General features: G+C 67.5%; 25 protein-coding genes. 10 read left to right on the forward strand and 15 right to left on the reverse strand.

Going from position 1 to position 21,370, the window contains the following annotated elements; genetic code table 11:
- The first annotated feature begins 630 nt into the window (after positions 1-630).
- From QM638_RS00640 to QM638_RS00650, 3 genes are all read left to right on the forward strand, one after another.
- Positions 631-849, forward strand: a complete 219-nt coding sequence (locus QM638_RS00640; RefSeq protein WP_415139993.1) for a tyrosine-type recombinase/integrase — start codon at positions 631-633, stop codon at positions 847-849.
- 82 nt (positions 850-931) lie between these two features.
- Positions 932-1,285: a helix-turn-helix domain-containing protein gene (locus QM638_RS00645; protein ID WP_415139994.1), complete on the forward strand. Its 354-nt coding sequence runs from the start codon at positions 932-934 to the stop codon at positions 1,283-1,285.
- Between the two features lie 7 nt (positions 1,286-1,292).
- On the forward strand, positions 1,293-2,762 hold the full coding sequence (locus QM638_RS00650) for a hypothetical protein (protein ID WP_415139995.1): 1,470 nt from the start codon (positions 1,293-1,295) through the stop codon (positions 2,760-2,762).
- Positions 2,763-3,075: 313 nt separating this feature from the next.
- Here the strand turns inward: QM638_RS00650 and QM638_RS00655 are convergent, their stop codons facing one another.
- From QM638_RS00655 to QM638_RS00680, 6 genes are all read right to left on the reverse strand, one after another.
- Positions 3,076-3,708: a DUF4276 family protein gene (locus QM638_RS00655; RefSeq protein WP_415139996.1), complete on the reverse strand. Its 633-nt coding sequence runs from the start codon at positions 3,706-3,708 to the stop codon at positions 3,076-3,078.
- A complete protein-coding gene (locus QM638_RS00660; RefSeq protein ID WP_415139997.1) occupies positions 3,709-5,109 on the reverse strand; it encodes an AAA family ATPase in 1,401 nt (466 codons plus the stop codon).
- A gap of 9 nt (positions 5,110-5,118) precedes the next feature.
- Complete coding sequence (locus QM638_RS00665) at positions 5,119-5,400, reverse strand: hypothetical protein (RefSeq protein ID WP_415139998.1); 282 nt, start codon at positions 5,398-5,400, stop codon at positions 5,119-5,121.
- 219 nt (positions 5,401-5,619) lie between these two features.
- The gene (locus QM638_RS00670) at positions 5,620-5,916 is read right to left on the reverse strand and encodes a hypothetical protein (RefSeq protein ID WP_415139999.1); all 297 of its coding nucleotides are present in this window, start codon (positions 5,914-5,916) and stop codon (positions 5,620-5,622) included.
- A 350-nt stretch (positions 5,917-6,266) separates the two neighbouring features.
- On the reverse strand, positions 6,267-6,980 hold the full coding sequence (locus QM638_RS00675) for a C39 family peptidase (protein WP_415140000.1): 714 nt from the start codon (positions 6,978-6,980) through the stop codon (positions 6,267-6,269).
- Positions 6,977-7,447 carry an MFS transporter gene (locus QM638_RS00680; protein ID WP_415140001.1) on the reverse strand — a complete coding sequence of 157 codons (471 nt, stop codon included), beginning with the start codon at positions 7,445-7,447 and terminating at the stop codon, positions 6,977-6,979. The genes QM638_RS00675 and QM638_RS00680 overlap by 4 nt, the downstream gene beginning before the upstream one ends.
- Positions 7,448-7,618: 171 nt before the next feature.
- Between QM638_RS00680 and QM638_RS00685 the strand changes: the two genes are divergently transcribed.
- Both QM638_RS00685 and QM638_RS00690 read left to right on the forward strand, forming a co-directional pair.
- Positions 7,619-8,371, forward strand: a complete 753-nt coding sequence (locus QM638_RS00685; RefSeq protein WP_415140035.1) for an acyl-CoA thioester hydrolase/BAAT C-terminal domain-containing protein — start codon at positions 7,619-7,621, stop codon at positions 8,369-8,371.
- Positions 8,349-9,152: a nucleotidyltransferase domain-containing protein gene (locus QM638_RS00690; protein WP_415140002.1), complete on the forward strand. Its 804-nt coding sequence runs from the start codon at positions 8,349-8,351 to the stop codon at positions 9,150-9,152. The genes QM638_RS00685 and QM638_RS00690 overlap by 23 nt, the downstream gene beginning before the upstream one ends.
- Before the next feature lie 149 nt (positions 9,153-9,301).
- Here the strand turns inward: QM638_RS00690 and QM638_RS00695 are convergent, their stop codons facing one another.
- From QM638_RS00695 to QM638_RS00710, 4 genes are all read right to left on the reverse strand, one after another.
- A complete protein-coding gene (locus QM638_RS00695; RefSeq protein WP_415140003.1) occupies positions 9,302-10,312 on the reverse strand; it encodes a S66 family peptidase in 1,011 nt (336 codons plus the stop codon).
- Between the two features lie 360 nt (positions 10,313-10,672).
- Positions 10,673-11,116, reverse strand: a complete 444-nt coding sequence (locus QM638_RS00700) for a hypothetical protein (protein WP_415140004.1) — start codon at positions 11,114-11,116, stop codon at positions 10,673-10,675.
- Positions 11,117-11,426: 310 nt separating this feature from the next.
- Positions 11,427-12,167 carry a class I SAM-dependent DNA methyltransferase gene (locus tag QM638_RS00705; protein ID WP_415140005.1) on the reverse strand — a complete coding sequence of 247 codons (741 nt, stop codon included), beginning with the start codon at positions 12,165-12,167 and terminating at the stop codon, positions 11,427-11,429.
- A gap of 217 nt (positions 12,168-12,384) precedes the next feature.
- The gene (locus tag QM638_RS00710; protein ID WP_415140006.1) at positions 12,385-13,014 is read right to left on the reverse strand and encodes a hypothetical protein; all 630 of its coding nucleotides are present in this window, start codon (positions 13,012-13,014) and stop codon (positions 12,385-12,387) included.
- Between the two features lie 771 nt (positions 13,015-13,785).
- Between QM638_RS00710 and QM638_RS00715 the strand changes: the two genes are divergently transcribed.
- Together QM638_RS00715 and QM638_RS00720 are read left to right on the forward strand one after the other, a co-directional pair.
- Positions 13,786-14,328, forward strand: a complete 543-nt coding sequence (locus QM638_RS00715) for a DinB family protein (protein WP_415140007.1) — start codon at positions 13,786-13,788, stop codon at positions 14,326-14,328.
- Between the two features lie 178 nt (positions 14,329-14,506).
- Positions 14,507-15,166: a GNAT family N-acetyltransferase gene (locus tag QM638_RS00720; RefSeq protein WP_415140008.1), complete on the forward strand. Its 660-nt coding sequence runs from the start codon at positions 14,507-14,509 to the stop codon at positions 15,164-15,166.
- Here QM638_RS00720 and QM638_RS00725 read toward each other — a convergent pair.
- The 3 genes from QM638_RS00725 to QM638_RS00735 all read right to left on the reverse strand — a co-directional run bounded on the left by QM638_RS00725 (position 15,127) and on the right by QM638_RS00735 (position 16,599).
- On the reverse strand, positions 15,127-15,654 hold the full coding sequence (locus QM638_RS00725) for a GNAT family N-acetyltransferase (RefSeq protein WP_415140009.1): 528 nt from the start codon (positions 15,652-15,654) through the stop codon (positions 15,127-15,129). The genes QM638_RS00720 and QM638_RS00725 overlap by 40 nt on opposite strands.
- A gap of 81 nt (positions 15,655-15,735) precedes the next feature.
- Positions 15,736-16,113, reverse strand: coding sequence for an iron chaperone (locus tag QM638_RS00730; RefSeq protein WP_415140010.1), 378 nt, complete (start codon positions 16,111-16,113; stop codon positions 15,736-15,738).
- A 48-nt stretch (positions 16,114-16,161) separates the two neighbouring features.
- Positions 16,162-16,599, reverse strand: coding sequence for a YdeI/OmpD-associated family protein (locus tag QM638_RS00735; protein WP_415140011.1), 438 nt, complete (start codon positions 16,597-16,599; stop codon positions 16,162-16,164).
- A gap of 173 nt (positions 16,600-16,772) precedes the next feature.
- Here QM638_RS00735 and QM638_RS00740 point away from each other — a divergent pair, with 173 nt between their 5' ends.
- From QM638_RS00740 to QM638_RS00750, 3 genes are all read left to right on the forward strand, one after another.
- The gene (locus QM638_RS00740; RefSeq protein ID WP_415140012.1) at positions 16,773-17,159 is read left to right on the forward strand and encodes a hypothetical protein; all 387 of its coding nucleotides are present in this window, start codon (positions 16,773-16,775) and stop codon (positions 17,157-17,159) included.
- Positions 17,160-17,227: 68 nt separating this feature from the next.
- A complete protein-coding gene (locus QM638_RS00745) occupies positions 17,228-18,811 on the forward strand; it encodes a DUF2332 family protein (protein WP_415140013.1) in 1,584 nt (527 codons plus the stop codon).
- A 24-nt stretch (positions 18,812-18,835) separates the two neighbouring features.
- Positions 18,836-19,306, forward strand: coding sequence for a VanZ family protein (locus QM638_RS00750; RefSeq protein WP_415140014.1), 471 nt, complete (start codon positions 18,836-18,838; stop codon positions 19,304-19,306).
- Here the strand turns inward: QM638_RS00750 and QM638_RS00755 are convergent.
- Both QM638_RS00755 and QM638_RS00760 read right to left on the reverse strand, forming a co-directional pair.
- A complete protein-coding gene (locus tag QM638_RS00755) occupies positions 19,286-20,083 on the reverse strand; it encodes an SDR family oxidoreductase (protein ID WP_415140015.1) in 798 nt (265 codons plus the stop codon). The two genes, QM638_RS00750 and QM638_RS00755, sit on opposite strands and share 21 nt — an antisense overlap.
- Positions 20,084-20,337: 254 nt before the next feature.
- Positions 20,338-21,360, reverse strand: a complete 1,023-nt coding sequence (locus QM638_RS00760) for an LLM class flavin-dependent oxidoreductase (RefSeq protein ID WP_415140036.1) — start codon at positions 21,358-21,360, stop codon at positions 20,338-20,340.
- Between the last annotated feature and the right edge of the window lie 10 nt (positions 21,361-21,370).

Genomic DNA, 21,370 nt, shown 5'->3' on the forward strand with positions numbered 1-21,370 from the left:
GTGGCGTTGGCGACCGTTCCACCTCGAGCACTACCTTGCCGATCGCCGAACCGCGGAGAAGCCTGCGACGGTCTCAACACTGCGCATGCAGGCCGGCGCCATCCGGGCGTTCTGCAGCTACCTGTCCGAGCCGGCCTACGGCTGGGCACCCTTTTGTGAGCGACTCTTCAACGACCTGCCGAGCCAGATCGTCTTCGACTGGAACTCGCCACGTCATACGACCGATGACGCCGTTCCGCCAGGTCGACGGGCACTGACCCTCGACGAGATGGAGGCACTGCTGAACGCCGCGGACGACATCGTCGACGAGGAGTACGCCGCCGGCTCGAAGGGCTGGCTGCCGGCACTGCGCGACTCGGTCGCGATCAAGGTCGGGTATGCCTACGGGCTGCACCGACGCGAGCTGACGATGCTGGAGTACGTCGACTTCGGTCCGAACCCTCACGTTCCCGCCTACGGGAATTTCGGTTCCCTCCAGGTCCGCTGGGCCAAGGGGACCAAGGGGTCGGGACCCCGGCGCCGCACGGTGCTGACGGTTCCGCAGTTCGAGTGGGTCGTTGACCTGGTGAAGTTCTGGCTGTCGCCTGCGGGTCGTGAGCTGTTCGCGACCGCTGACCGCTCAACCGCGATGTGGCCCTCGGAGCGCAGCGGCTCAGTCGTGGTGAGGACGCTGGACCGATCCTCCAAACGCGCGCGAGAGCGTGCCGGACTGCCGGACGAGCTCACGCTGCACGCCCTACGTCACTCCTACGTCACTCCTACGTCACCCACCTGATCGAGGCCGGCTACGACCCGATGTTCGTCCAGCATCAGGTGGGTCACAGCTACTCCTCGACAACGGCGCTGTAGACATCCGTATCCTCCGACTTCAAGCAGAAGACCGTGCAAAAGATGATCGCCCAACGCCTTGCCGGAAGGCAGATACCGAGTCATGACTGAGCAACGCCGCATCGGATTCAAGTGGAACCTTCGCCAGGTCATGGCCCAACGCAATCTGTGGAAGACCACCGAGCTGATCCCGCTGTTGAAGTCGCGCGGGATCAGCCTCTCCCCTGCCCAGGTCCACCGGCTTGTGACCGCCGCACCCGAGCGGATCCCGGCACGCACCTTCGCGGCCCTGTGCGACATCTTGGACTGTGCGCCCGGCGATCTCTTCGAGCCCGTCGTGGAGCTGCGAGCGGCCGCGACCGCTGATGCGCCGCGGCGTCCGCAAGACATCGGGGTTCAGCCTGGCCAGCCGATCGCGAGACGAGTGAAGCTGATCCGCCCCAGCGACGAGGGCTGATCACTCGATGGCCCGGCCGCGCAAGCCCGACGATCCCGAGCGTCGACGCGAGATCCCCTGCGATCGGTGCGGCGGTGGCTACTACCTCGTGGTGCGGTGGGGGTCGGGCGATGAGATCTGTGGCTATTGCTACCAGCAGGCGGAGCGGACCCGGGGAACATGCTCGTGTGGCCACGTGGGGGTGCTTCCTGGCCGCGTTGACGGAGAGCCGGCGTGTCGCTCCTGTGCTGGCATCACCCTCAACATCGACTGCGTCCGCTGCGGTGCCGAGGACGAGCTGTACCGGCACGGCCTGTGCTGGCACTGCACGTTGAGCGACACCGTCGACCGGCTGCTCACCGACCCTGAGGCCGGGGCCGTGGCCCAGATCCTCCTCCCGCTTGCCGAGGCCTTGAAGTCGATGGAGCGCGCGAACAGCGGCTTGACCTGGATCAACCAGACTCACGTGACGGCCTTCCTCAAGGAGCTCGCGGTTCACCCGCGCATCAACCACGAAGGAATCGACGAACTCCCCCGCTCACGCACACGCGACTATGTCCGCGGGCTGCTCGTCGAGCACGGGGTCCTCCCCCGCCGCGATGAGGCGATCGTGCGCTACCAGGAGTGGGCACGATCAGCGCTCGAGCGCCTCACCCACGACGACAACCGCGCCGTCATCGACCGCTACGTCCGGTGGCATCACCTGCGCCGCATGCACGAGATGGAGACCGTCCTCAACGGCACATTGCTACGCAGCAAGCAGACCGTGACCGTCGCGATCAACTTCCTCAACTGGCTGCACGAGCAGGAGATCCCCCTCGAGGACCTCCGCCAGGCCGACGTCGACCGATGGATCCTCACCGGATCGACCACCCACCTCATCGTCGACCGGTTCCTCAACTGGTGCATGCAGAACCGCATCGCACCAGCCGGGCTCAAGGTCCCGCGCCACCGCCGAGGAACGAGCACGAAGCTCAGTCCCGCCGACCAGGAGCTGACCCTCAACGAGGTCGTCGCCGGAACCGCCCTTACCGTGCGCGACCGCGCTGCCGCCATCCTCGTGCTGGTCTTCGGGCAGCAGATCGAGCGGGTCGTCGCCTTGACCTGGGACGACGTCCAGGTGAGCGAGGAGCTCGTGAGCGTCACCCTCGGTAGCTTCGCGATCGCCCTGACTGCTCCTCTGGACGCGCCCTGGCGCAAACTCGCTGCGAACCCCGGTCACGACAAGACCGCGGCCCGCCCCAACAGCAACTGGGTCTTCCGAGGCTTCTCCCCTGGCCAGCACATCCACGCGATGAGCCTGCGTGACCGCCCGCGCCAACGGGGCTTCGGCACCCGCGCGGCCCGGCTGGGCACGCTGCATGAGCTGACCAAGCTCGCGCCGGTCGCGATCGTGGCTGAGGCCCTCGGCTACAGCGCGAAGACGCACGAGTCCCACGCCACGGCCGCCGGCGCCGACTATGCGCGCTACGTCAGCGTGCTCGTCGACGACCGCTGAGTTGAACCAGGCGCCCGGGCCGCGACGTCGCGCCGACGGCCACGGACCAGCTCGCTCAGGTCGGCGCCGGGGCTCAAGCCGTGAGGACTATCCGGGCAAGTCCCGAAGTGCGATGGTTGATTCTCCGCGGTACCAGCCCACTCAAGGACAGCAGCAACGGCAGTTCCAGGGGGAGCGCGACACGCTCAGCGGTAGTTGCCAGTGATTGTTGGAAATATGGGCTGACCTGCGACAAGGCATTGGACGTTGTTGGCGTCTCCCGGCCGCGAATGGTCGTCCTGCCACAGTTCTGCCACAGCGAACTCCCGCAAGGTCACGGTCCAATGGCTCCAGCCAGTAGTCGCGCCGCCGCTGCATTCAGATCCGTCACAAAGCGTTGCCATGAGGGCAGTTGACTGACAGGGCCGTCTATGTCCAACTGTTCAAGAAGGCTGGCCCGACGGGTGCTGAACCGAGCCGCCTCCTTCTTGCGACGTGCACCGGACGTCTCACTGGCGTCGATACACGCGGAACGGAGCACCTCCTTCGGGCTTGAGGTCGCTTCGAGACGCGCGACACGTGGCACGCTCAACTGGGTCCGCCCGTTGGGCCGCCCAACAACGGACCGTATGGCCGCCTGGTCCGTTAGGAGCCAGGCCTCAAGCTCCTGAACCGGAACCACTGAAACCACGCGATCGGTGCAATCGAGTGACGCAGCGGCGTCGTGAATTTCCCGGTGCCTGGGCGCTGGGTCGGCTGCGTCGGCGTCTCTGTGCACGAAGATCAACTCTGGGACTGCCCCTTCACTCAGCACCGTCACTAAGCGCTCGGCGACGGTCCCCTTGTATTGAAGCGGCGCCCCGATTACGTCGTCGAACCCCGCACGCACAAGAAGATCCCGAATGTGGCGCACCAGGCCATCGTCTGACGTGCCCTCACGGATGAGAGCAAAATGAACACTCGGCATCTACGCGGTCTCTACGAGCGGGCGCCCGGGAAAGTCGAGCATCATCGGCGCGTCCTCCGGAGCGAGCAGATAGTCACCGATGAGACCTTTCGACACACCAGACCCGTCGCTTGCCCTCCATGTTCCCCAGATCGGAGCGAAGGTCACTGTCTGGAAGCTCGTCCCGCCCTTCACGAGGCTCCGCGGCAACGCGAGCAGCACGTCAGCATCGTCTTGGAACAGGACGAACCGCGGAGAGTGAGTGTTAACGATGACCTGGCGCACCGGGTTGTCGCTCCCGGGGGGTTCTTGCGGATCGACAGCGAGGTCGCGGAGCAAATCCACCATTGCTTCGATCTTGGCGGGATGGATCCCGTTCTCGGGCTCTTCCATGCACACCAGACCGCCGAACGATTCGTCCTCTTGAATCACGGAGAGTGCGAGAAACCGCATCGTGCCGTCGGAGAGCGCCCGTGACGGGAGAAAAGGGCCGCGCCCCAGTCGCGCCTCAAGAGTGAGGAGGTCCCGTCTGGCATCGAAATCGACAGTAACCTCGCGAATGTCCGTCAGAGCGGACGCCGTTGCTGCCACCCGCGCGTATACATCGGGACTCTGCCCCTGATGCGCCAGGCGAAACAGGGCGCCAGCCAGATGAGCTCCGTTCGGGCCAATCCGCGGAGGCTCGTTAATCGAGTCAGGGGCCCGCATGGCCGAAGGCTCAAGCGCGAGGTTGCGCCACTGCTGAATCTCCCGCCGCGCAGCGAGTGCGGTGGGATCATCGGCGGTGTTGATTGTTGATAGCACTGTCCGAAGCGCAGCAGGCGAACGTCGAGGCTGCCCTCGGCTGCCCCCGTCCTGATGCACCTGGAACGTGCCCGCCTCGCCTGTCGAGATGTACCCGGTCCCTTTGCGGTCGTTCTTCACGACCTGCTGACGGAACTTCGCCGCGCTGTGCGCCCACCGCAAGTTCTGGACCGCCCTACCCTGCGTGATGTAGTTCAGGTCCTCACTGACGAGACGGATTGAGCCGAGTTGCACTGGTCCGTTCGCGCCCGGCGGGACGTACTCCAACTCAAGTTCGTAGCGGAGGAAGGTACTGGTAGCAGTTGCTTCCTGCCCAAAGTCATCCTCAACTTGCTCCGGGACGATCATCTCAACCGCGAGCGTCATGGACGGCGGCGGCGTGTCAGTTTCGTCGACCCAGAAAAGTGTCCGCGGATCTCCCATCCGCGATCCTGCTGACCGAACTTGCTGGGCCGCTTCCATGAAGGGGTAGTCCATAAGCAGCGAGAGGAACTCAATCGCATCCAACAGGTTTGACTTGCCGAGCGCGTTCGGGCCGGCAATGCAGGTGTACGGCCCGAACTCCACGGAGACATCGAACAGGTTCTTGAACCCGTCGACCTCAAGTTTCGTCAGCATGGACTCACGCTACCTTCTGGTCAGTTGCACGGCGAACGCTGGGTCGGCGTGGACGCGGGCGAAGACGAGGTCGGGCTCTGAGTCGGCGGAGAAGTGCCAGGTCCCGCGGGTCACCTGAGCGGCAGAATCGTACGTCGCTGCCACGTCCACTCTCATGTTGCCACGGTCGGAGTCTTCGAACGACAAGGCATCGCGGGTACGTCGAACACCGTCGGCGTCGGCAAGGAACCGCCGGTTCGGATTGAAGACGTCGAAGATGAAGCGTGCTCCTGGCGCCAGATCCGCTCGCACGGATCGGAAGCAGCTGATCACGTCGTTGGCCTTGTGCAGATGGAGCCCGTTGTCGACGTACTCGACCTTGCGGCTGACAGATGCTGAGGCGTGATTCCCCACGATGTAGCCAGACGCGCACCCTGAGCACCGAGTTCGTCGAACGCGAAGCGAACGGCAAGCTGACGCATCAACGGGCCGGTCCCCTTCCCGTGTGGGCCCGCCCCAGCCACGAGCCGGTCATGGCGTGGCGAGTTTGTGGGAAGTCCCCTTCGCATGCAGGTCCTGCATTCCGACGGGCGCGCCGTCGTGACGGACCACGAGGGCCAGGTGCCACTCGTCGGGCGCGAAAGTGGCCCTTTGGGTCCACCACCACGCCAGAGAGGTCGCCGAGAAGCCGTCAGAGCATGCGGGCGCGAACAGCTCCTGGTGCCAGGCCCGGAGGAAGGACATGGGCAGGTCAGGATCTTGGATGCCTCCACGCACGAGTTCGACGAGCTCTGGCAGGTCGTCGTCGCGCAAGACAGTGAGCACCACAGGACCGCAAGCGATCCGTAGCGCGAACGGCGGGGAGATCTCCTCCAGCGTGAGCCTGCTGGATTCTTTCCGAAGCGGCCTGCACACCGACAGCAGATTTCCGTCGCCCGGTGGCCAGCGGGGGCGCGAAGACACTCCGACCGCTACTTGTCCCACCCCGACACGTCCCGTTACCAGTTAAATCCGACGAGTTGAAAATAGATGAGGGAGTCCGTCGCTACCCCGGATTGAGTCGTTTGCGCTGGCCAGTGCGCAGGTCCCGCACCGGCGCGAGGGCTCCAACACGAGCGTCGACATGACGTCAGAATGTCCAACGGAACGTCAAATCCGCAGTCGGTGGCACAGCGTTCTCAGCCGAACAGCCGGCGAACACCTCGGTCCGGTCGGGCGGGCACAGTCATGCCCCGTCGGGCGAAGAACAGCTCGAACTCCGTCCAGCACAGTACCGCCCTGCGGCTGCTCTCTCGGTGCCCTGAGGGGTTGTTGACGTGCAGGACGGCGGCGGCCGTCGAGCCCTGCTCGTTCTCGATCCCCGTCACGAGCACGAGGTGACCACCGCGGCCGGCCGCAGGCTGCTCGGGCCGGCGCAGGGAGGGATGGACCGAGGCCACGACGAGCCTGCCGGATCCCAGCGCGGCGGTAATCCCATCGAGCGTCAGGCTGGTCTCGACGGTGACGTCCAGGCCGTACCGATCGCGCGTGTGCTCGACGAACGGCTGATAGAGCAGGCCGTCGAGGCCGCCGTCGGGTCGGGGTCGGTAGCAGCCGGCAGCCAACGCCGCCTCGGCCGCGTCCACCAGCAGCGGCACCGGGCGGCCGTGGTGCTCGAGCACCATCTGCAGACAGACAATGCCGCACGACCGGCTTGCCCAGAACCCATAGTGTGCGCGATCCCGAGCGCCGGATTCGCGCCACCGCGGGTCGTCGCCGGCGTCATGGCCGGCGTAGACGATGGCCTCGATCAGCTCGGGACTCGCGAACTGCGTGCGCGGTTCGACACAGTGATGGACCGACGCGAGTGCTGGGTCGGCGCCGATAGCCGCGCAGCCAGGACAATCGATCATCGTCGATACAGGGTAACTGACGAGGGCCGCGGCCCGTGCCCGACCACTCGCTCCGGGACCTCCCCGACACGGCGCAGCCAGGCGTCGCAGCCGGTGGCGACCAGCCCGCTCGCCGCACACACTAGCCACAAGGTCATGCGTGGGGCCAAGTCCACCAGCAGGACGCCCAGCGGTGGCGCGACAAACGTCGCCGTGCTCCAGAACGCGGCGGCGATGCCGCTTGCTCGTCCGAGATCGCTGCTCGGGACCACCCGCATCAACATCGGCTGGAAGCTGGGGCTGTACCAGCATTCTCCGAGGGTGAACACGACAGCGAAGGCGAGGACAGGCCCGATGATCGCGACACCCGGTACGGCCGACAGCGCACCCACCACGAACGCGACCGCCCAGCACGAACCCACCAGTGCCAGCGCGACCGGCTCGGCGATCCGCGTACGCCGCCTACGCCGCAGCCGTTCGTGATGCATGAGAGACGAGCGGCCCGCGACCAACGTCAGGACCACCGCCCCTGCGTCGCCCCGTGACCGTCCCGGCTGGTGATCCACACATGAGAGAGTCCGGCTATGCGGCAGATTGACCTCTCAGGAGTGGAAGGTGGGCGTTGGGTCCCTGCGACCCCCACCGGGGTTGGCGCCTTGGTGCTCGCAGGCTCCAGCGGACGGATCGACTTCGCGCGCGCCGAACTGCTGGCACGAAACGGCGCGATGGCCGAGTCCATTCGTTGGTTCGGCGGTGCGGGCCAGCACGACGGGCCGTGGGAAATTCCACTGGAGCTGTTCCTAGGGCGCGTCGCAGAACTCAAACGAGGTTGTGACCGCGTGTTGGTGTTCGGGACCTCATTCGGGGCCGAGGCCGCGCTCCTGACCGGTTGCCACAGCGGAGCGGTCGACGCTGTGGTTGCGTTCGCTCCGTCTGACGTTGTCTGGGCCGGTGTCCGATCGGACGGCACGCAGACCTCGCATTGGACGCTCGGCGGCGTACCGCTTCCGTACGTTCCCTTCGACGAGGACTGGGAGTCGGACAACGACATACCGGCCTTCGTCGACCTCTATGAGGCGAGTCGCAAGCGGTACCCCGAGCATGTGGCCGAGGCCGCGATCGCCGTCGAAGACATCACGGACCTGCTCCTCGTCGCGGGCGGCGACGACCAGGTATGGCCTGCCGATGCGATGTCGGCCGCGATCAAAGCTCGGAGGACGGAGCACGGCCTCACGACCACGATCGTGTCCGACCCAGATGCCGGTCACCGTGCGATCCTCCCTGGCGAGCCGGCCGTCAGCGGAGGAATCCGCATGCGACGGGGCGGCACCGAGAACGCCGATCGCCACCTCGGTACAGCCGCCTGGGCGCAGATTCAGACCCTGCTCCGTGCCGGTGAAGCCGATGCCTGATCCTTTCGAAGGCATTGAGCAAGACGGCACGATCAAGACTGGCGCTCGACGCGACCGCGTACCGCCACAGTTCGCGGCCGTCGTGCGTGAAGCGATCGCTGCGGTCGAGCACGACGCGTCGCTCTACCTCTATGGATCTGTCGCGAATGGCACCGCGCGACCAGGAAGCTCCGACGTCGACTTGCTATCGATCGATCTGCCGAGTGCCGCCGCCGTTGCGACTCGCCTTTCACGGGAGTTCGCGCAGCTGTGCCGAGGCGTAGAAGTCGCTGCTGCCACGGCTGACGACTTCGTTGGCGAGTCTGACGAGGCGTACGGCAATCGCGTCTTCCTGCGTCACTACTGCATCCATCTCGCCGGGCCCGATCACGCAGTCGACCTACCGGCTTTCCCCGCAGACGCCCGAGCGGCACGAGGCTTCAACGGAGATCTCGCCCAACATCTTCGGCGATGGCGGGACCAACACGAGTCCGGCGCAGCTCAGGCTGATGTACTCGGCGTCCGGATCGCGCGGAAGACACTCCTGGCCGTCGCCGGACTTGTGAGCGTGCACGACCGGACCTGGACGACCAGCCGGTCGGTCGGAGCTCAGCGCTGGACCGAGATCGAGCCGGAGCTCGGCTCAGGGCTGTCACTCCTGGAGTCGTGGGCCGACGGGTCGGATCGACCAACTCATCCCGACGTCACGCGGGCGCTCAACGCTCCCGGAGTCGTGCCGGCGATCGTCGAGCGATTCAGCAACCTGATCGGGCTTTGGCCAGACACCCGGCGCACTCGGTAAGCCCACCCGGGCCGCGTACTCACGGGCGACTCCCGGCTCATAACTGCCGTGCCCGCCAGTTCGTTCCGGTGTCGCGCGTCTCCACCTTCTAGTGTTCCTATTGATCGTCAAGGTGAGTTCGGCGGACCTTGACGACCGGAGTTGGCGTCCTACCGCAGCTCTTGCGTGATCTGCCGGGTCCCCCCGTCGACAGTCACTGTCGCCAGCGCGCCGTTGATCAATGGGAGATGCGGCGGCACGTGCCCGATCTCGACGTCGAAGACAATCGGCAGGTCGAGGCGCCCGAGTGCGTCGAGCACGGCCTCGTCCTGAGTCATCTTGGGGCTGTCGGCGGCGCTGGTCCGTCCGATGAGGATCGCGTTGGCGTGCTCGAACCATCCGGCCAGGCGGATGCCGTGCAGGATGCGGCAGATCGCTACTGCCTCATCTTCGGCGGCCTCGAGGTAGACGATCAGTCCGTCCTCGGCATGCTGTTCGCCGAACGCGGCGACGTCGCCATAGGGCGTGCCCGCCAGATTGGCGACGGTCTCGATGCATCCGCCGATGAGGCGACCGGACGCGGCGATGGATTCGGCGCCGTGGAGTCGCCAACTTCCGGTGCCAACGTCCTTCCAGCCGACGGCGTGGGCGTCTTTCTGCAATCGCCACCAGCTAGCGATCAAGCCCGAGTCGCTCTGAACATGGGGCCCCGTGTCTGACGCCAACTCGATCCACGACTTCAGTCCGGCCGGGGTTCGGTAGGGCGTGTCGGCGAGGTTGTCGCCATGCAGCGTCGCCCAGCCCAAGCGTGTGGTGACGGGCAGCAGGAGAGTCGAGATATCGGAGTAGCCGACGAGCCACGTCGGGTCGGCGTCTGCGAGGGCGTTCCAGTCGAGCAGGTCGACGAGGTCGATCGCGGTTTCACCACCTCTTGGAGGAACGACTGCGCGGATGTCGGGGTCGCACAGCATCGCGGTGAGTTCGGTGGCGCGCCGCTCGGACGGTGCTGAGGTGATGCCCGACCCGTCCATGCAGTCCCCGACGATCACTTCGTAGCCCTCGTGACGCAGCCAGTTCGCGCAGAACGCGACCCGCTCCGCGCCCGGGCCGCTCACCCCGGCCGATGGCGACGTCACGGCGATCTTGTCTCCCGGCTTGAGCGGGGTCGGGAAGCGAAGCATGGCCCGATCCTGCCAGTCGGGACAGACGCAGCCCACCGAGAACCGGATCAAGCCGCGGACGGCCAGAGGCGGTAGGTCTGGGCGAGGTCGTCGTTCCTGCCGATGCCGCATTCGCGGCCGAGGTCAGGGTGATGTCGCTGGCCCAGCGCAGTGGCCACAGGTCGTCGACGTCAGGCACGGCAACGGGGTCTCGACCAGCCCCCAGTTGTGATCGGCGACGACCCCGGCGACTGGGGCTCAACCAGCTAGAAGTTCTCGCTGCTCGGGCCCGAGCCCGGGCAATCCGTCCACCACGACCAGCAGGCTACTGAGTGCTTCGCAGCCATTCCGACACCATGTGTCTTCGCCGACGCCATGTGCCTACGCTCGCCACGACCACGGCGGATCAAACCGGCGCACGTAGTCGCGGGCCCGCGGCCGAGGGTCGTCGTAGTAGTGATGAGGCATCCGGTGATAGTGCTGGCGGCAGAACTCCGCGAGATCCGCTCCGATCTCAACCCGCACCAGCGGGCAACCAACGAAGTCCTGGTTCACGTTGACCAGGTCGTCCGCCGGGTGCCATCCGCAGTGGTCGAACGCCCACTCGTTCCACGTGGCGAAAGTGTGGAAGACCTGATCCTCGTCGGCGGCGCGTACCGCCGCGATACCGATCGACTGCGCCGGGTAGAGCTCACGGCAGGTCCACGCCAGGATGTGGCACGCCCCAGAGGCAAAGAACGCTCGGTCGGTCCTCTGCCAAGACAGGAACTGGTCGTCTCGCTCGGCTTGGGTCCGCCGATAGAGGCTGGCCGCTTCAAGATCCACGACGAAGGACTGTATCGCCGTGTGCAGTACTCCCGGTTCATCAACTCCCGTCCTGCCAATTAAGGTCGAAACAGACGAAGGAACCCGTCCGCTCCGCTCGCTCGACGATCCGGCGAGTACCGGTGGACCCGGCGTCCGCATCACGTCGAGGAGTTCGCCACCGACCTGCGATGCGATGAGCGCCCACTGAGGATCTCAACGCTGCGGTCCTACACCACGGCCGTCCGCCAGTCTGCAGGCGTGATCACTCCTGGCTGTGACTCGTCGCCCTCTCGAATGTTGCTTCGCCAGTCCTCTGCTGGACGTGCGATCAGACCTTGCGCCAGACCGACACATGACTGCCGCTGGTGGCGACGAAAGGCGTGCCCGTCCAGTCAGCCCACCGCGACTCGAGCTCGAGGCCGGCCAACTGGGCCATGAGGTCACATTCGGACGGCCAGATGTACCGGAAGTGACCGGTCCCCTGCCGAAGGCTGCCGTCCCCGTCGCGGTAGTAGTGGTGCGAGGCGCACTCCTGCGTGACCAGGTCGTAAGTATCGAAGACCAAGTGCTCCTCGCTGATGCTCACTGGAACAGCCTCCTCCCCCGGCCACAGGCGCTGGATCGGCGGAACCCAGAGCTCGATCACGAAGCGACCGCCGGAGCGAAGGTGATGTGCCGCGTTCTTGAAGCACTGCACCTGCTCGGCCTGCGTCCGGAGGTTCGAGATGCTGTTCCACACAAGGAAGACGAGCGAGAACGACCCGGCGCCGGGCACAACCGTCGTGGCCATGTCGCCGACGGTCACAGGAATCCGCTCGTCTCCCACCTTCCGTCGAAGCTCGGCCACCATCGGCTCGGACAACTCAATACCCGTCACGGGAACGCCGCGTGACGCCAATGGAATGCCAACCCGGCCCGTCCCGATGGCGAACTCCAACGCAGGACCTCCCTCGGCCAGACGCTCAAGGAGGTCGACTGCTGGATCCAGCACGTCTGGAGCAAAGTGCTCTGCGGCGTCGGCGTCGTACTTGGCGGCGGTCTCTTCGTCCCAGACTTCGCTACTGGTCACGCTGCTGAGCGTTCCATGACGTGCGTGACCGTTGTCAACAGATTTCGACCCTGTAGACCTCGCCCTCCCAGCACCATGCCCATCTTCAGCACCAGGTCTTCGACCTCCTCGGGGCGTACCCTCTGCGACACCCACAACGACCTCGTCCACGGCCCTGGCGGTATCGGCCGACCCGGGCGCGCCCATTGCGACGACTGGCAGTGGCGGCGGGCGAGGCTCAGTCCGGCCAGTCCATGATGGGGGCGCGCCCGCTCAATTCCAGGCCGGGGAACAGGCCGTCGGCTGCCAGCTGCTCGAGCTTGGTCAGCCGGGCTCCGTCCAGGATCGTGTGCAGTCGGGTCGACTGCGCCGAGTCAGCGAGTCGGACGCACGCCGCGATGACCTCCGTCGTGCAGTGCGCCTGCGTCTGGGAGCGCGCACGCTGTAGTCGGTCGTGAAGCCAGGCGAGGAGGGGCTCGACGACGCCCGAGTCTTCGCTCCCTCCGATGAAACTCGCGGCAAGCTCGGCCACGGTGAAGTCCCTTTGGTCCAAGGCCTCGATGAGGAACTTGATCCTCTCCTCGGGGCCGAGGAGGTCATTGAGTGCCCACACCGCACTTGCCTGGGTGTCCCGCGGTCTCTTTCCTGGGTTCTCGAATGCCTCGCGGATCTGCGGGATCGCCTCCCACACCCCGCACTCCCCGCACTTCGCGACGAGCCCAATATGCCGGTAGCTGCCAGACGGCAGCCTAGCCAGCAGCTCGACCGCGGTTGCCCTCGCCGACTCATCGCCAGGAAGGAGCTCGTCAAGCAGCTCGTCGAAGCGAGCACCATCACGCGTCCGCTCAAGTCGCTCAAGCATGTCCACTGGAGGTTGTCCTCTCACTTCAGGAGCTGGGCTCGGAAGATTAGATTGCAAGCTCGATCGTGAGAAGGAATGGAAGGGTCGCGCCACAGAGTTGCAGGCCCCTCTCATCGTCGATGTCGTGGAGGACGAGCCGATCAAGGCTCCAAGGAGTCAGGCACTCTTGTGTCGTGTCGGCGCTCTCCTGTGCCTGCACACGAGTGACCGTGATCCGAGAAGGAGTCAATCCGAAGAGCAGGACCTCGCTCCCGCGTATTGCGATACGTTCCGCCAAGTCCATGGAGCGAAGGTAACTGACGGCGCTACTCGAGACGGCGGACTTCCGGTCCGCGACCGGCCACCTCGTCGCCACCGTCGATGTCGCCAACCGGCTGTTGAACGCGGCCGAGCCCTGGAGGGCGCCGGCGCCGTCCGCCGTGAGTACACCTTCTGGATGCGGCCCTGGACGGTCTCCGAATTGCAGGTTCGACTGACCCGAGCCGGCTTCGAACGGATCGAGATCCTGCCCGGCGTCGGGAGACGAACCAGGGACCGGCTGCTGGTCACCGCACGACGCTCATGACCGTACGTCTCCTGGCGGTGATCTCGAGGCTGCCCGCCGGCGACCAGCCACCGTTGGCCAGCCTCTCAACGAGCAAATCTCCGCTGATCGGCGGCGAGTCCGCGGCCCGGTTGGAGAGAGCAACGCTGACACCAGGGTCGAGGCCAGCGCGCCGTTCGCGGGCTCTGGCAATGCAGGTGAACTCGCACGCCGCGCGTGGTTGTGTGATGGCCATGAGCTCCGAGCAGACCACCCTTCCTGAACGCGAGGACACCCGCGACCACGGGCCGATGACCGGTACGGTCCGGGAGGTGCTCGACCACTGGATCGACACCTACCGCGAGACGGTGCTCCTCAAGGTCGCCGGTCTCGACGCCGAACAGCTGTGCGAGCGCGCCGTACCGCCGTCGACGATGAGCCTGATCGGGCTGGTCCGCCACCTGACCGAGGTGGAGGCCTACTGGGTGCGGGTCGTGGTCGAGGGCGATGAGGACGTGCCGGACTACTACTGCAGCGAGGGGAGCCGCGACGGGGACTTCGACGACGTCTCCCCCGCCACCGCACTCGCCGACGTCGCAACGTACGAACGCGAGATCGCCGACACCCGCGAGATCCTCTCCGACTGGGACGATCTGGACGCCCTGGCGCGTGGGAAACGCCGCGGCGCCAGCGTCAATCTGGCCTGGATCCTGACCCACCTCGTCGAGGAGTACGCCCGCCACCTCGGTCACATGGACCTGCTGCGCGAGCGTGTCGACGGACGTACCGGCTACTGATACAGAACCGTCGGCCCGACCATCGTGCCGAGCGGATCAGGCGCCACGCCCACGATGTCGGACTCGACGCCGGTTCGACACGGAAATTCGATGGCGAGCTCCGTTGCTCCGTTGCGACGATGCGTCGTGGCGCCCTGACCTGTGCGCGCCTCGACCCTGGAAGCAGAGGGACGGACCCATGAAGAACTATCCCCTTCTCGATGTGCGCGTCAGTACGCCGACACTGGAGCTGCGCGCTGCCACGGACGAGTTGTTGGACCAGCTCGCCGACCTGGTGCGCGCGGGCAAGACCCAGGCCGACCCTCCGCCGTACGACGACCCGATGTCGTTCTACGAGGCCGATCCCGACCGCCGCGTGGCCACGTGGCTCCGGGCGATCTGGCGACATCGCGGGAACATCGCGCCCGACGCCTGGCGACTCTCCTTCGTGGTGATGGTCGACGGTCGCCCTGTCGGAGAGCAGAGCCTGATCGGCGCGAACTTCGCCACCCTGCGGACGGTCACCACCTTCTCGTGGCTCTCCGCCGATGAGCGCGGTCGTGGGCTCGGACACGAGATGCGGGCCGCGATCCTGCATCTGGCCTTCGACGGCCTCGGCGCCGCCGAGGCGGGCAGCGACGCCTTCGTCGACAACCACGGCTCCAACGCGATCTCACGGGGCCTCGGATACGAACCCAACGGGTCCGACTGGGCGACGCGGCAAGGCGAGCCCGCCCTGCTCAACCGGTGGCGACTGACCAGAGACACCTGGGAACGGCAACGCCGAGACGACATCCGACTCCACCACCTGGAGGCCTGTCAGGCTCTCTTGCCCCTGCCCCGATCGCCCCTGCCCTGATCGCCGACCGCAGCGGTTCGATGAACCATCCAGACCTGGTCGGGCCAGCCCTTCTGCGGTGGGGCCTCGCGTCGCAGTTCGACGAAGCCGTGGCGCCGGTAGAAGTCCGCAGCACGGGTGTTGCCGGCGGCGTACTCGAGCAGAACCTCCGACCCCGGAGGCACCTCGGCGAGAAGACGCGCCATGAGTGCGTGACCGGCCCCGGTCCCCTGGTGGCCCGGCACCACGTAGAGCTTCCAGATGATCGGCCTCTCCGGGCGGAGATCGACGTTCCCCATGCCGATCACGTCGCCACTGAGCTCGGCGACGAAGGTCCGCGTCGTCTCGATGCCACGCAGCACCGCTTCGTCGGACCACCATGTCGCGAGGCCGTGGGCGATGTACGCCTCCCCGGCGAAGGCGCAGGTGCTCGGCCACGTCTCTCGTCCGATGCGCCTGATCGCGGCGGCATCCGTCGCTGTCGCCGGACGCACGTCCACGTTGCCCATGACCGACGAGGCTATCGGGCTACCGGGAACGGCGAGCCATCCCGGTGACTCGCGTCGCCGCTCGACCTGACCTCGGGATCGTCAGGGGCGCCAGAAGCTGGTCAACTCCGCCTTGTCCGCGAGCTGCCATTCGATCATCTCGCGGAGCAGGTCGTGGTCGACCGGGTCGTCCCACCTGATCCGGAAGAGTCGCAGTGTCGTGGTGTATCCGGCGGCGTGGATCGCCTCGCGGAAGCGCTCCATGCCGGCGTCCTCCGGGCTGACGGCGATGTTCTTGGCGAAGACCGAGAAGCCGATGATGAACGTGCCGTGATGGGTGAACATGGGCTGCTTCCACTTCACGACGGCCTCGAGCTCGGCCCACGTCGTGGAGATCCAGTCCAGGATGTCGGCGAGCTTGGCGCGATGCGCCTCGTTCTCGATGGTGGCGAGGTACTCCGCGTGCACGGGCGCGATCATGACAGGACAGTAGCGAACCGGCGGCCACTCGGCGGCCGGTTCGACCCGTCACCGCTCGCGCAGTGACTCGATCGCCTGCCGGATCCGTCGCAGACGGGTCTCCGGCCTCTTCGCGCTCTCGATGGCGCGCACGTGCTGCCGTCGCTGGCTCGCGGTGAGGCGACCGTACGCCGCCCCGGCGACCGGGTCCTGGGCCAGTGCCGCCGCGAGGTCGTCCGGCTCGGTGACCGTGACAGGCTCGGTGTCGAGCTCCACCGCCACCTCGACCTCCTGCCCGGTCGCGACCCCGGCCGCCGCCCGATTCGCGTTGCTGAGGCCGATCAGATGCCGGCCACGCATGATCGCGATCCTGGTGCGCCAGGTGTGGCCGTTGATCGTGACCCGCACCCGTGGACGGGCGGCATCGGTCAGGGACGCGACCACCTCGGCCGGCACCTCCAGGCCCCGCATCGGCTCCGGCGGCTCGACCCGGCTGTGGAATCTCATCTCTCACCACTCCTTCGTCGCGTCATGACGTCCATCCTGGTGACGAACCGGCTCACGCAGGTGTGACATCGCGACCCCGGACCGGCCGAGCGGGCTACCCGGCGTAGTCACTTCGGGTGGTTCACGAGCGACCCGCGACGCGCCACCGTGCACGGTCACTACGGTCGCGGATCGTGACTCTCAACGCATCCCCCCGTACCAGGCTCGCCCTGACGCTCGCCTCCGCCGCCGTCGTACTCGGACTTCCGGTCATCGGCACCGGAGCCGCGGATGCGGCGGCGCCGCTGACCTGCCACGCGAGCATGTCGAACGCCCATCCCAAGAAGTACAGCAGCACCTTCGTCCGCGTGCGGACCGCCTCGCACGCGAAGGTACGCACCCTCGCCCACTACAAGACCACTACCACGCCTCATCGCGCCAAGGCGAACGCCAAGGGCCGAGCCACCGTGAAGTACTACATCTCCGGCGCCACCGCGGGCTACCGGGTCCGGGTCGACGTCAGAGTGCGTAAGAACGGGCACGTCCGGACCTGCTCGACCTCGTTCGTCCCGCACTCCTGAGCGAACCCGGTGCCGGTCGCGGTGAGCCCGGTGCGCGCCCGGTGGCGATAGCGGGTCATGATCGGAGCATGGCGATTGAGGTGGTGCCCTACTCCCCCGCGTGGCCGGACCAGTTCGAGCAGGTGGCGTCCTCCCTGCGCGCGGCGGTGAGGGAGATCGCCTCCGCGACGGTGGAGCATGTCGGGTCCACCGCGGTCCCCGGGCTCGCCGCCAAGCCGGTCATCGACATCGACGTCCTGGTCGGCGCCGCCGACGTGCCGGCCGCCGTCGCCGCCCTGGTCTCGCTGGGCTATCAGCATCGCGGCGACCTCGGCGTCCACGGTCGGGAGGCGTTCCGAGCGCCCGACGACCACCCTCGGCGCCACGTCTACGTCTGCCAGCGCGACGCCCTCAGCGCGCGCAACCACCTCGCCGTGCGCGACGTGCTCCGCCGCCGGGCCGACCTGCGCGAGGAGTACGGCGCCACCAAGCTCACCCTCGCGGCCGACCGGTCGATGGACATCGACCGCTATCTCGCCGGCAAGTCGGCGGTGCTCAACCGGATCCTCGCCACCGCCGACCTCACCCGCGAGGAGCGCCGCCAGATCTGGATGCTGAACGACCCGTCCTTCTCCGAGCGGCTCCCGCTCGCCGACCAGTTCCGCAGTCACTTCGGCCACCGCGACCACCTGTACGGCGTCCTCCTCGATCACCTGGCCGACGATCTCGAGGCGGGTGGGCCGACCGCACAGATCTGCCGGGACCATCTGCACGCCCCGCGCGCCGACGCCATCCAGCTGCGGCTGCTCGCCGGCCTGTTCCGCATCGCGCTGCGCGGCGATGCCGCCGAGCTGGCCCGCTTCTACCCGTCCGAGGGCGGCACCGCCGACCCACAGCTGGTCTGGCCGGTGGCCGCTCCGGTGCTGGCCGGCCACGTCGACGAGCTGCGACGGGCACTTGACCTGGCTCCCCAGACCAACGAGGTCGGCCGGTCCGCCTGCCTCGTGATCGGCCTCTTCGACGCGGTACGGCGCTCGGGCCGATCCCGGATCCGGCTGCTCGAGCTCGGCGCCTCGGCCGGGCTCAACCTCAACGTCGACCACTACCGCTTCACCGGACCCGGCTGGTCCTACGGTCCGGCGAACAGCCCGCTCAGCATCGAGACCACGGCACGCGGCGTACGGCCGATCGACCTCACCGTCATCGAGCGCCGCGGCTGTGACCTCGCCCCGGTCGACGCCGCCAGCGCGGCGGGCGCGCGCTATCTGACGTCGTTCGTGTGGCCGTTCGACCTGACCCGGCACGCGCGCCTGTCCGCGGCCCTGCGGATCGTGGCCGCGCACCCGGTCCAGGTCGATCGCGCCTCGGTGGAGCGATGGATCGCCGCACAGCTCGCCACCCCGGTCGACCACGACGTGCTGACCGTGGTGTGGCAGTCGATCACCGAGCAGTACTGGCCCGCCGAGGTGTCGGCGGCCGTCGCCGAGGTGATCGCCGAACACCGCGACCGGCTGCCGCTCGCGCACCTGTCGCTGGAGGGCGTGCCGCCGCGGCAGACCAGCTCGGGCTACTCCATCGCGACCCACGGCGCCGCGCTCCGTCTCGACGGCAGGCTGCTCGGGCACGCCCATCACCACGGCACGCCGATCGCGCTCCTCGATGCGGAGTCGTGACCAGACCTCCGGCACACTGGAGGAATGCTGCACCGACACCCGTTCCTCAGCCTGCTCTCCGGCGGCTACCTGATCTTCGTCGGCTGGCTGACCCTGACCCCGCAGCCCATCGGCCCGAGCCAGGAGGACCTGATCGAGCGCGCCATCGAGGGACTGCACCGGCGCGGCCTGGCGATGTCGCTGGACTACGACCGGCTCGAGTTCCTGGCGAACATCGGGCTGTTCGTGCCGATCGGCGTCTTCCTGCTGCTGCTCTTCGGGTCGCGGCTGTGGTGGCTGGCGCTCATCGGATGTGTCGCGATGACCTGTGGCATCGAATACGCCCAGGAGTACATCCCGGGCCGCGTCTCGGACAGCCGTGACCTGGTCGCGAACTCCCTCGGCGGCCTGATCGGCGTCGTGCTCGCGCTGATCCTGACGCTGCCCGCCACGCTCCGCCGCCGCGAGCGGCGTCGTCGCGAGCAGCAGCGCCGGTTAGCCGCGGCGCGCTCCTGACCTGTCCGTCGTCAGGCGTCCGTTGACCGCTCGCAGCAGCCAGCTCGGCGCGATCTGAGAGGCCGCCATCATCGCCCTGGCCTGGCCTCCGACCGCGCGGTGGACGCCGCCGAGCCGACCGTGGCCGGTGGTCGCGGCGCGGTAGACCTGGGCCGCGACGTCCTCGGCGGTGAGGTTGATCCCCATCCGCCGCGTGGCCGGGTTCGACATGGTGGCGGTCATCGCGGTGCGCACGAACATCGGCCACAGCGCGGTGACGGTGATGTCGTCGTCGCGCCACTCCAGATCGAGCGCCTCGCTCAGTCCGCGCACCGCGAACTTGGTGGCCGAGTACGTCGCCAGCTCGGGCTGTCCGTAGATCGCCGAGGCCGACGCCAGGTTGACCACGTGCGCGCCCGGCGCGCGTCGTAGGTAAGGGTGGGCCAGGTAGCACCCCAGCACCACGCCCTTGACGTTGACGTCCACCGTGCGCAGCTGGTCGGCGAGCGGAAGCTCGGCGAACGCACCGCCCTGCAGGATGCCGGCGTTGTTCACCAGGACGTCGAGCCGGCCGTCGGGTGCCGCGACGGCCTCGAGCGCGGCGCGCCACTCCCCCTCGTCTCGTACGTCGAGCCGCCCGGTGTGCACCGCGTCCCCGCATTCGTCCGCCAGGTCGGCCAGGCCGTCCTCGTCGACGTCGAAGGCGCCGACCCGCCAGCCGGCGGCGGCGAACCGGACCGCGCTGGCCCGGCCGATGCCGGCGGCGGCGCCGGTGATGAGAGCGCGGGGTGGGGTCATGGAGCAAACCTACTCCACAGTAGCTTTGTCACCGGTCGGCCCCTGACAGCTCGTCGGGTCGAGATGCGCTCGCTATTCGGCCAGCGATGGCCAGCTCTTCGTTGGTCGAGTAGCCCTCCCGAGGAACGAGCGAGGGCTACTCGAGACCACCGGTCACCGGGTCTCGATACGCTCGGCTCGCTACTCGACCGACGATGCCGACAGCCGGCGACCGTCACTCGACCGACGACGTCGCGCCCGGGCGGCCTGCGTCGTCAGCGCCAGCCGAGCTCGGGAGCCACGTGCGTCAGGATCGATTCGAGCACGTGGGCGTTGTAGTCCACGCCGAGCTGGTTGGGCACCGTGAGCAGCAGCGTGTCGGCCGCCGCGATCGCCTCGTCCTCGGCCAGCTGCTTGACCAGCAGCTCCGGCTCGGCGGCGTACGAGCGGCCGAAGACCGCCCGGGTGTGGGCGTCGAGATAGCCGACCTGGTCCTCGCTGTCGCCGTCGGCGCCGAAGTAGCGCCGGTCCTGCTCGGTGGTGAGCGCGAAGATGCTGCGACTCACCGAGACCCGCGGCTCGCGCTCGTGCCCGGCCTCCTTCCAGGCCTCGCGATACCGCTCGATCTGCTTGCGCTGCTGCACGTGCAACGGCTCTCCGGACTCGTCGTTCTTCAGCGTCGAGCTCTGCAGGTTCATCCCGAGCCTGGCCGCCCACTGTGCCGTGCCGTTCGAGCCGGAGCCCCACCAGATCCGGTCCCGCAGGCCCGGGGACTGCGGCTCCAGCCCGAGCCTGCCCGGCGGGTTCGGGAACATCGGTCGTGGGCTGGGCTCGGCGAACCGGGCACCCGCGATGACCTCCAGGAACACCTCGGTGTGGGCTCGCGCCATGTCGGCGTCGCTCTGTCCCTCGCCGGGCTCGTAGCCGAAGTAGGTGTAGCCGTCGATGACCTGCTCCGGCGAGCCGCGACTGATGCCGAGCTGGAGGCGCTCCCCCGCGATCAGGTCCGCCGCGCCGGCGTCCTCGGCCATGTACAGCGGGTTCTCGTAGCGCATGTCGATCACGCCGGTGCCGATCTCGATCCGCGAGGTCCGGGCACCGATCGCGGCCAGCAGCGGGAACGGCGAGGCGAGCTGCCGGGCGTAGTGATGCACCCGGAAGTACGCGCCGTCGGCGCCGAGCTCCTCGGCGGCGACCGCGAGGTCGATGGACTGCAGCAGGGTGTCGGAGGCGGACCTGGTGTGGGAGGTCGGCGACGGCGTCCAATGGCCGAACGAGAGGAACCCGATCTTCTTCATGTGTGGTTCA

Source organism: Nocardioides sp. (assembly GCF_047606145.1).
Taxonomy (GTDB): domain Bacteria; phylum Actinomycetota; class Actinomycetes; order Propionibacteriales; family Nocardioidaceae; genus Nocardioides.

Excerpts from the sequence above, each read along its gene's own strand:
- QM638_RS00645 (WP_415139994.1), top strand. The coding sequence starts at position 932 with ATGACTGAGCAACGCCGCATCGGATTCAAGTGGAACCTTCGCCAGGTC.
- QM638_RS00650 (WP_415139995.1), top strand. The coding sequence starts at position 1,293 with ATGGCCCGGCCGCGCAAGCCCGACGATCCCGAGCGTCGACGCGAGATC.
- QM638_RS00655 (WP_415139996.1), bottom strand. The coding sequence starts at position 3,708 with ATGCCGAGTGTTCATTTTGCTCTCATCCGTGAGGGCACGTCAGACGAT.
- QM638_RS00660 (WP_415139997.1), bottom strand. The coding sequence starts at position 5,109 with ATGCTGACGAAACTTGAGGTCGACGGGTTCAAGAACCTGTTCGATGTC.
- QM638_RS00675 (WP_415140000.1), bottom strand. The coding sequence starts at position 6,980 with ATGATCGATTGTCCTGGCTGCGCGGCTATCGGCGCCGACCCAGCACTC.
- QM638_RS00680 (WP_415140001.1), bottom strand. The coding sequence starts at position 7,447 with ATGCATCACGAACGGCTGCGGCGTAGGCGGCGTACGCGGATCGCCGAG.
- QM638_RS00695 (WP_415140003.1), bottom strand. The coding sequence starts at position 10,312 with ATGCTTCGCTTCCCGACCCCGCTCAAGCCGGGAGACAAGATCGCCGTG.
- QM638_RS00715 (WP_415140007.1), top strand. The coding sequence starts at position 13,786 with ATGAGCTCCGAGCAGACCACCCTTCCTGAACGCGAGGACACCCGCGAC.
- QM638_RS00720 (WP_415140008.1), top strand. The coding sequence starts at position 14,507 with ATGAAGAACTATCCCCTTCTCGATGTGCGCGTCAGTACGCCGACACTG.
- QM638_RS00725 (WP_415140009.1), bottom strand. The coding sequence starts at position 15,654 with ATGGGCAACGTGGACGTGCGTCCGGCGACAGCGACGGATGCCGCCGCG.
- QM638_RS00730 (WP_415140010.1), bottom strand. The coding sequence starts at position 16,113 with ATGATCGCGCCCGTGCACGCGGAGTACCTCGCCACCATCGAGAACGAG.
- QM638_RS00735 (WP_415140011.1), bottom strand. The coding sequence starts at position 16,599 with ATGAGATTCCACAGCCGGGTCGAGCCGCCGGAGCCGATGCGGGGCCTG.
- QM638_RS00745 (WP_415140013.1), top strand. The coding sequence starts at position 17,228 with ATGGCGATTGAGGTGGTGCCCTACTCCCCCGCGTGGCCGGACCAGTTC.
- QM638_RS00750 (WP_415140014.1), top strand. The coding sequence starts at position 18,836 with ATGCTGCACCGACACCCGTTCCTCAGCCTGCTCTCCGGCGGCTACCTG.
- QM638_RS00755 (WP_415140015.1), bottom strand. The coding sequence starts at position 20,083 with ATGACCCCACCCCGCGCTCTCATCACCGGCGCCGCCGCCGGCATCGGC.
- QM638_RS00760 (WP_415140036.1), bottom strand. The coding sequence starts at position 21,360 with ATGAAGAAGATCGGGTTCCTCTCGTTCGGCCATTGGACGCCGTCGCCG.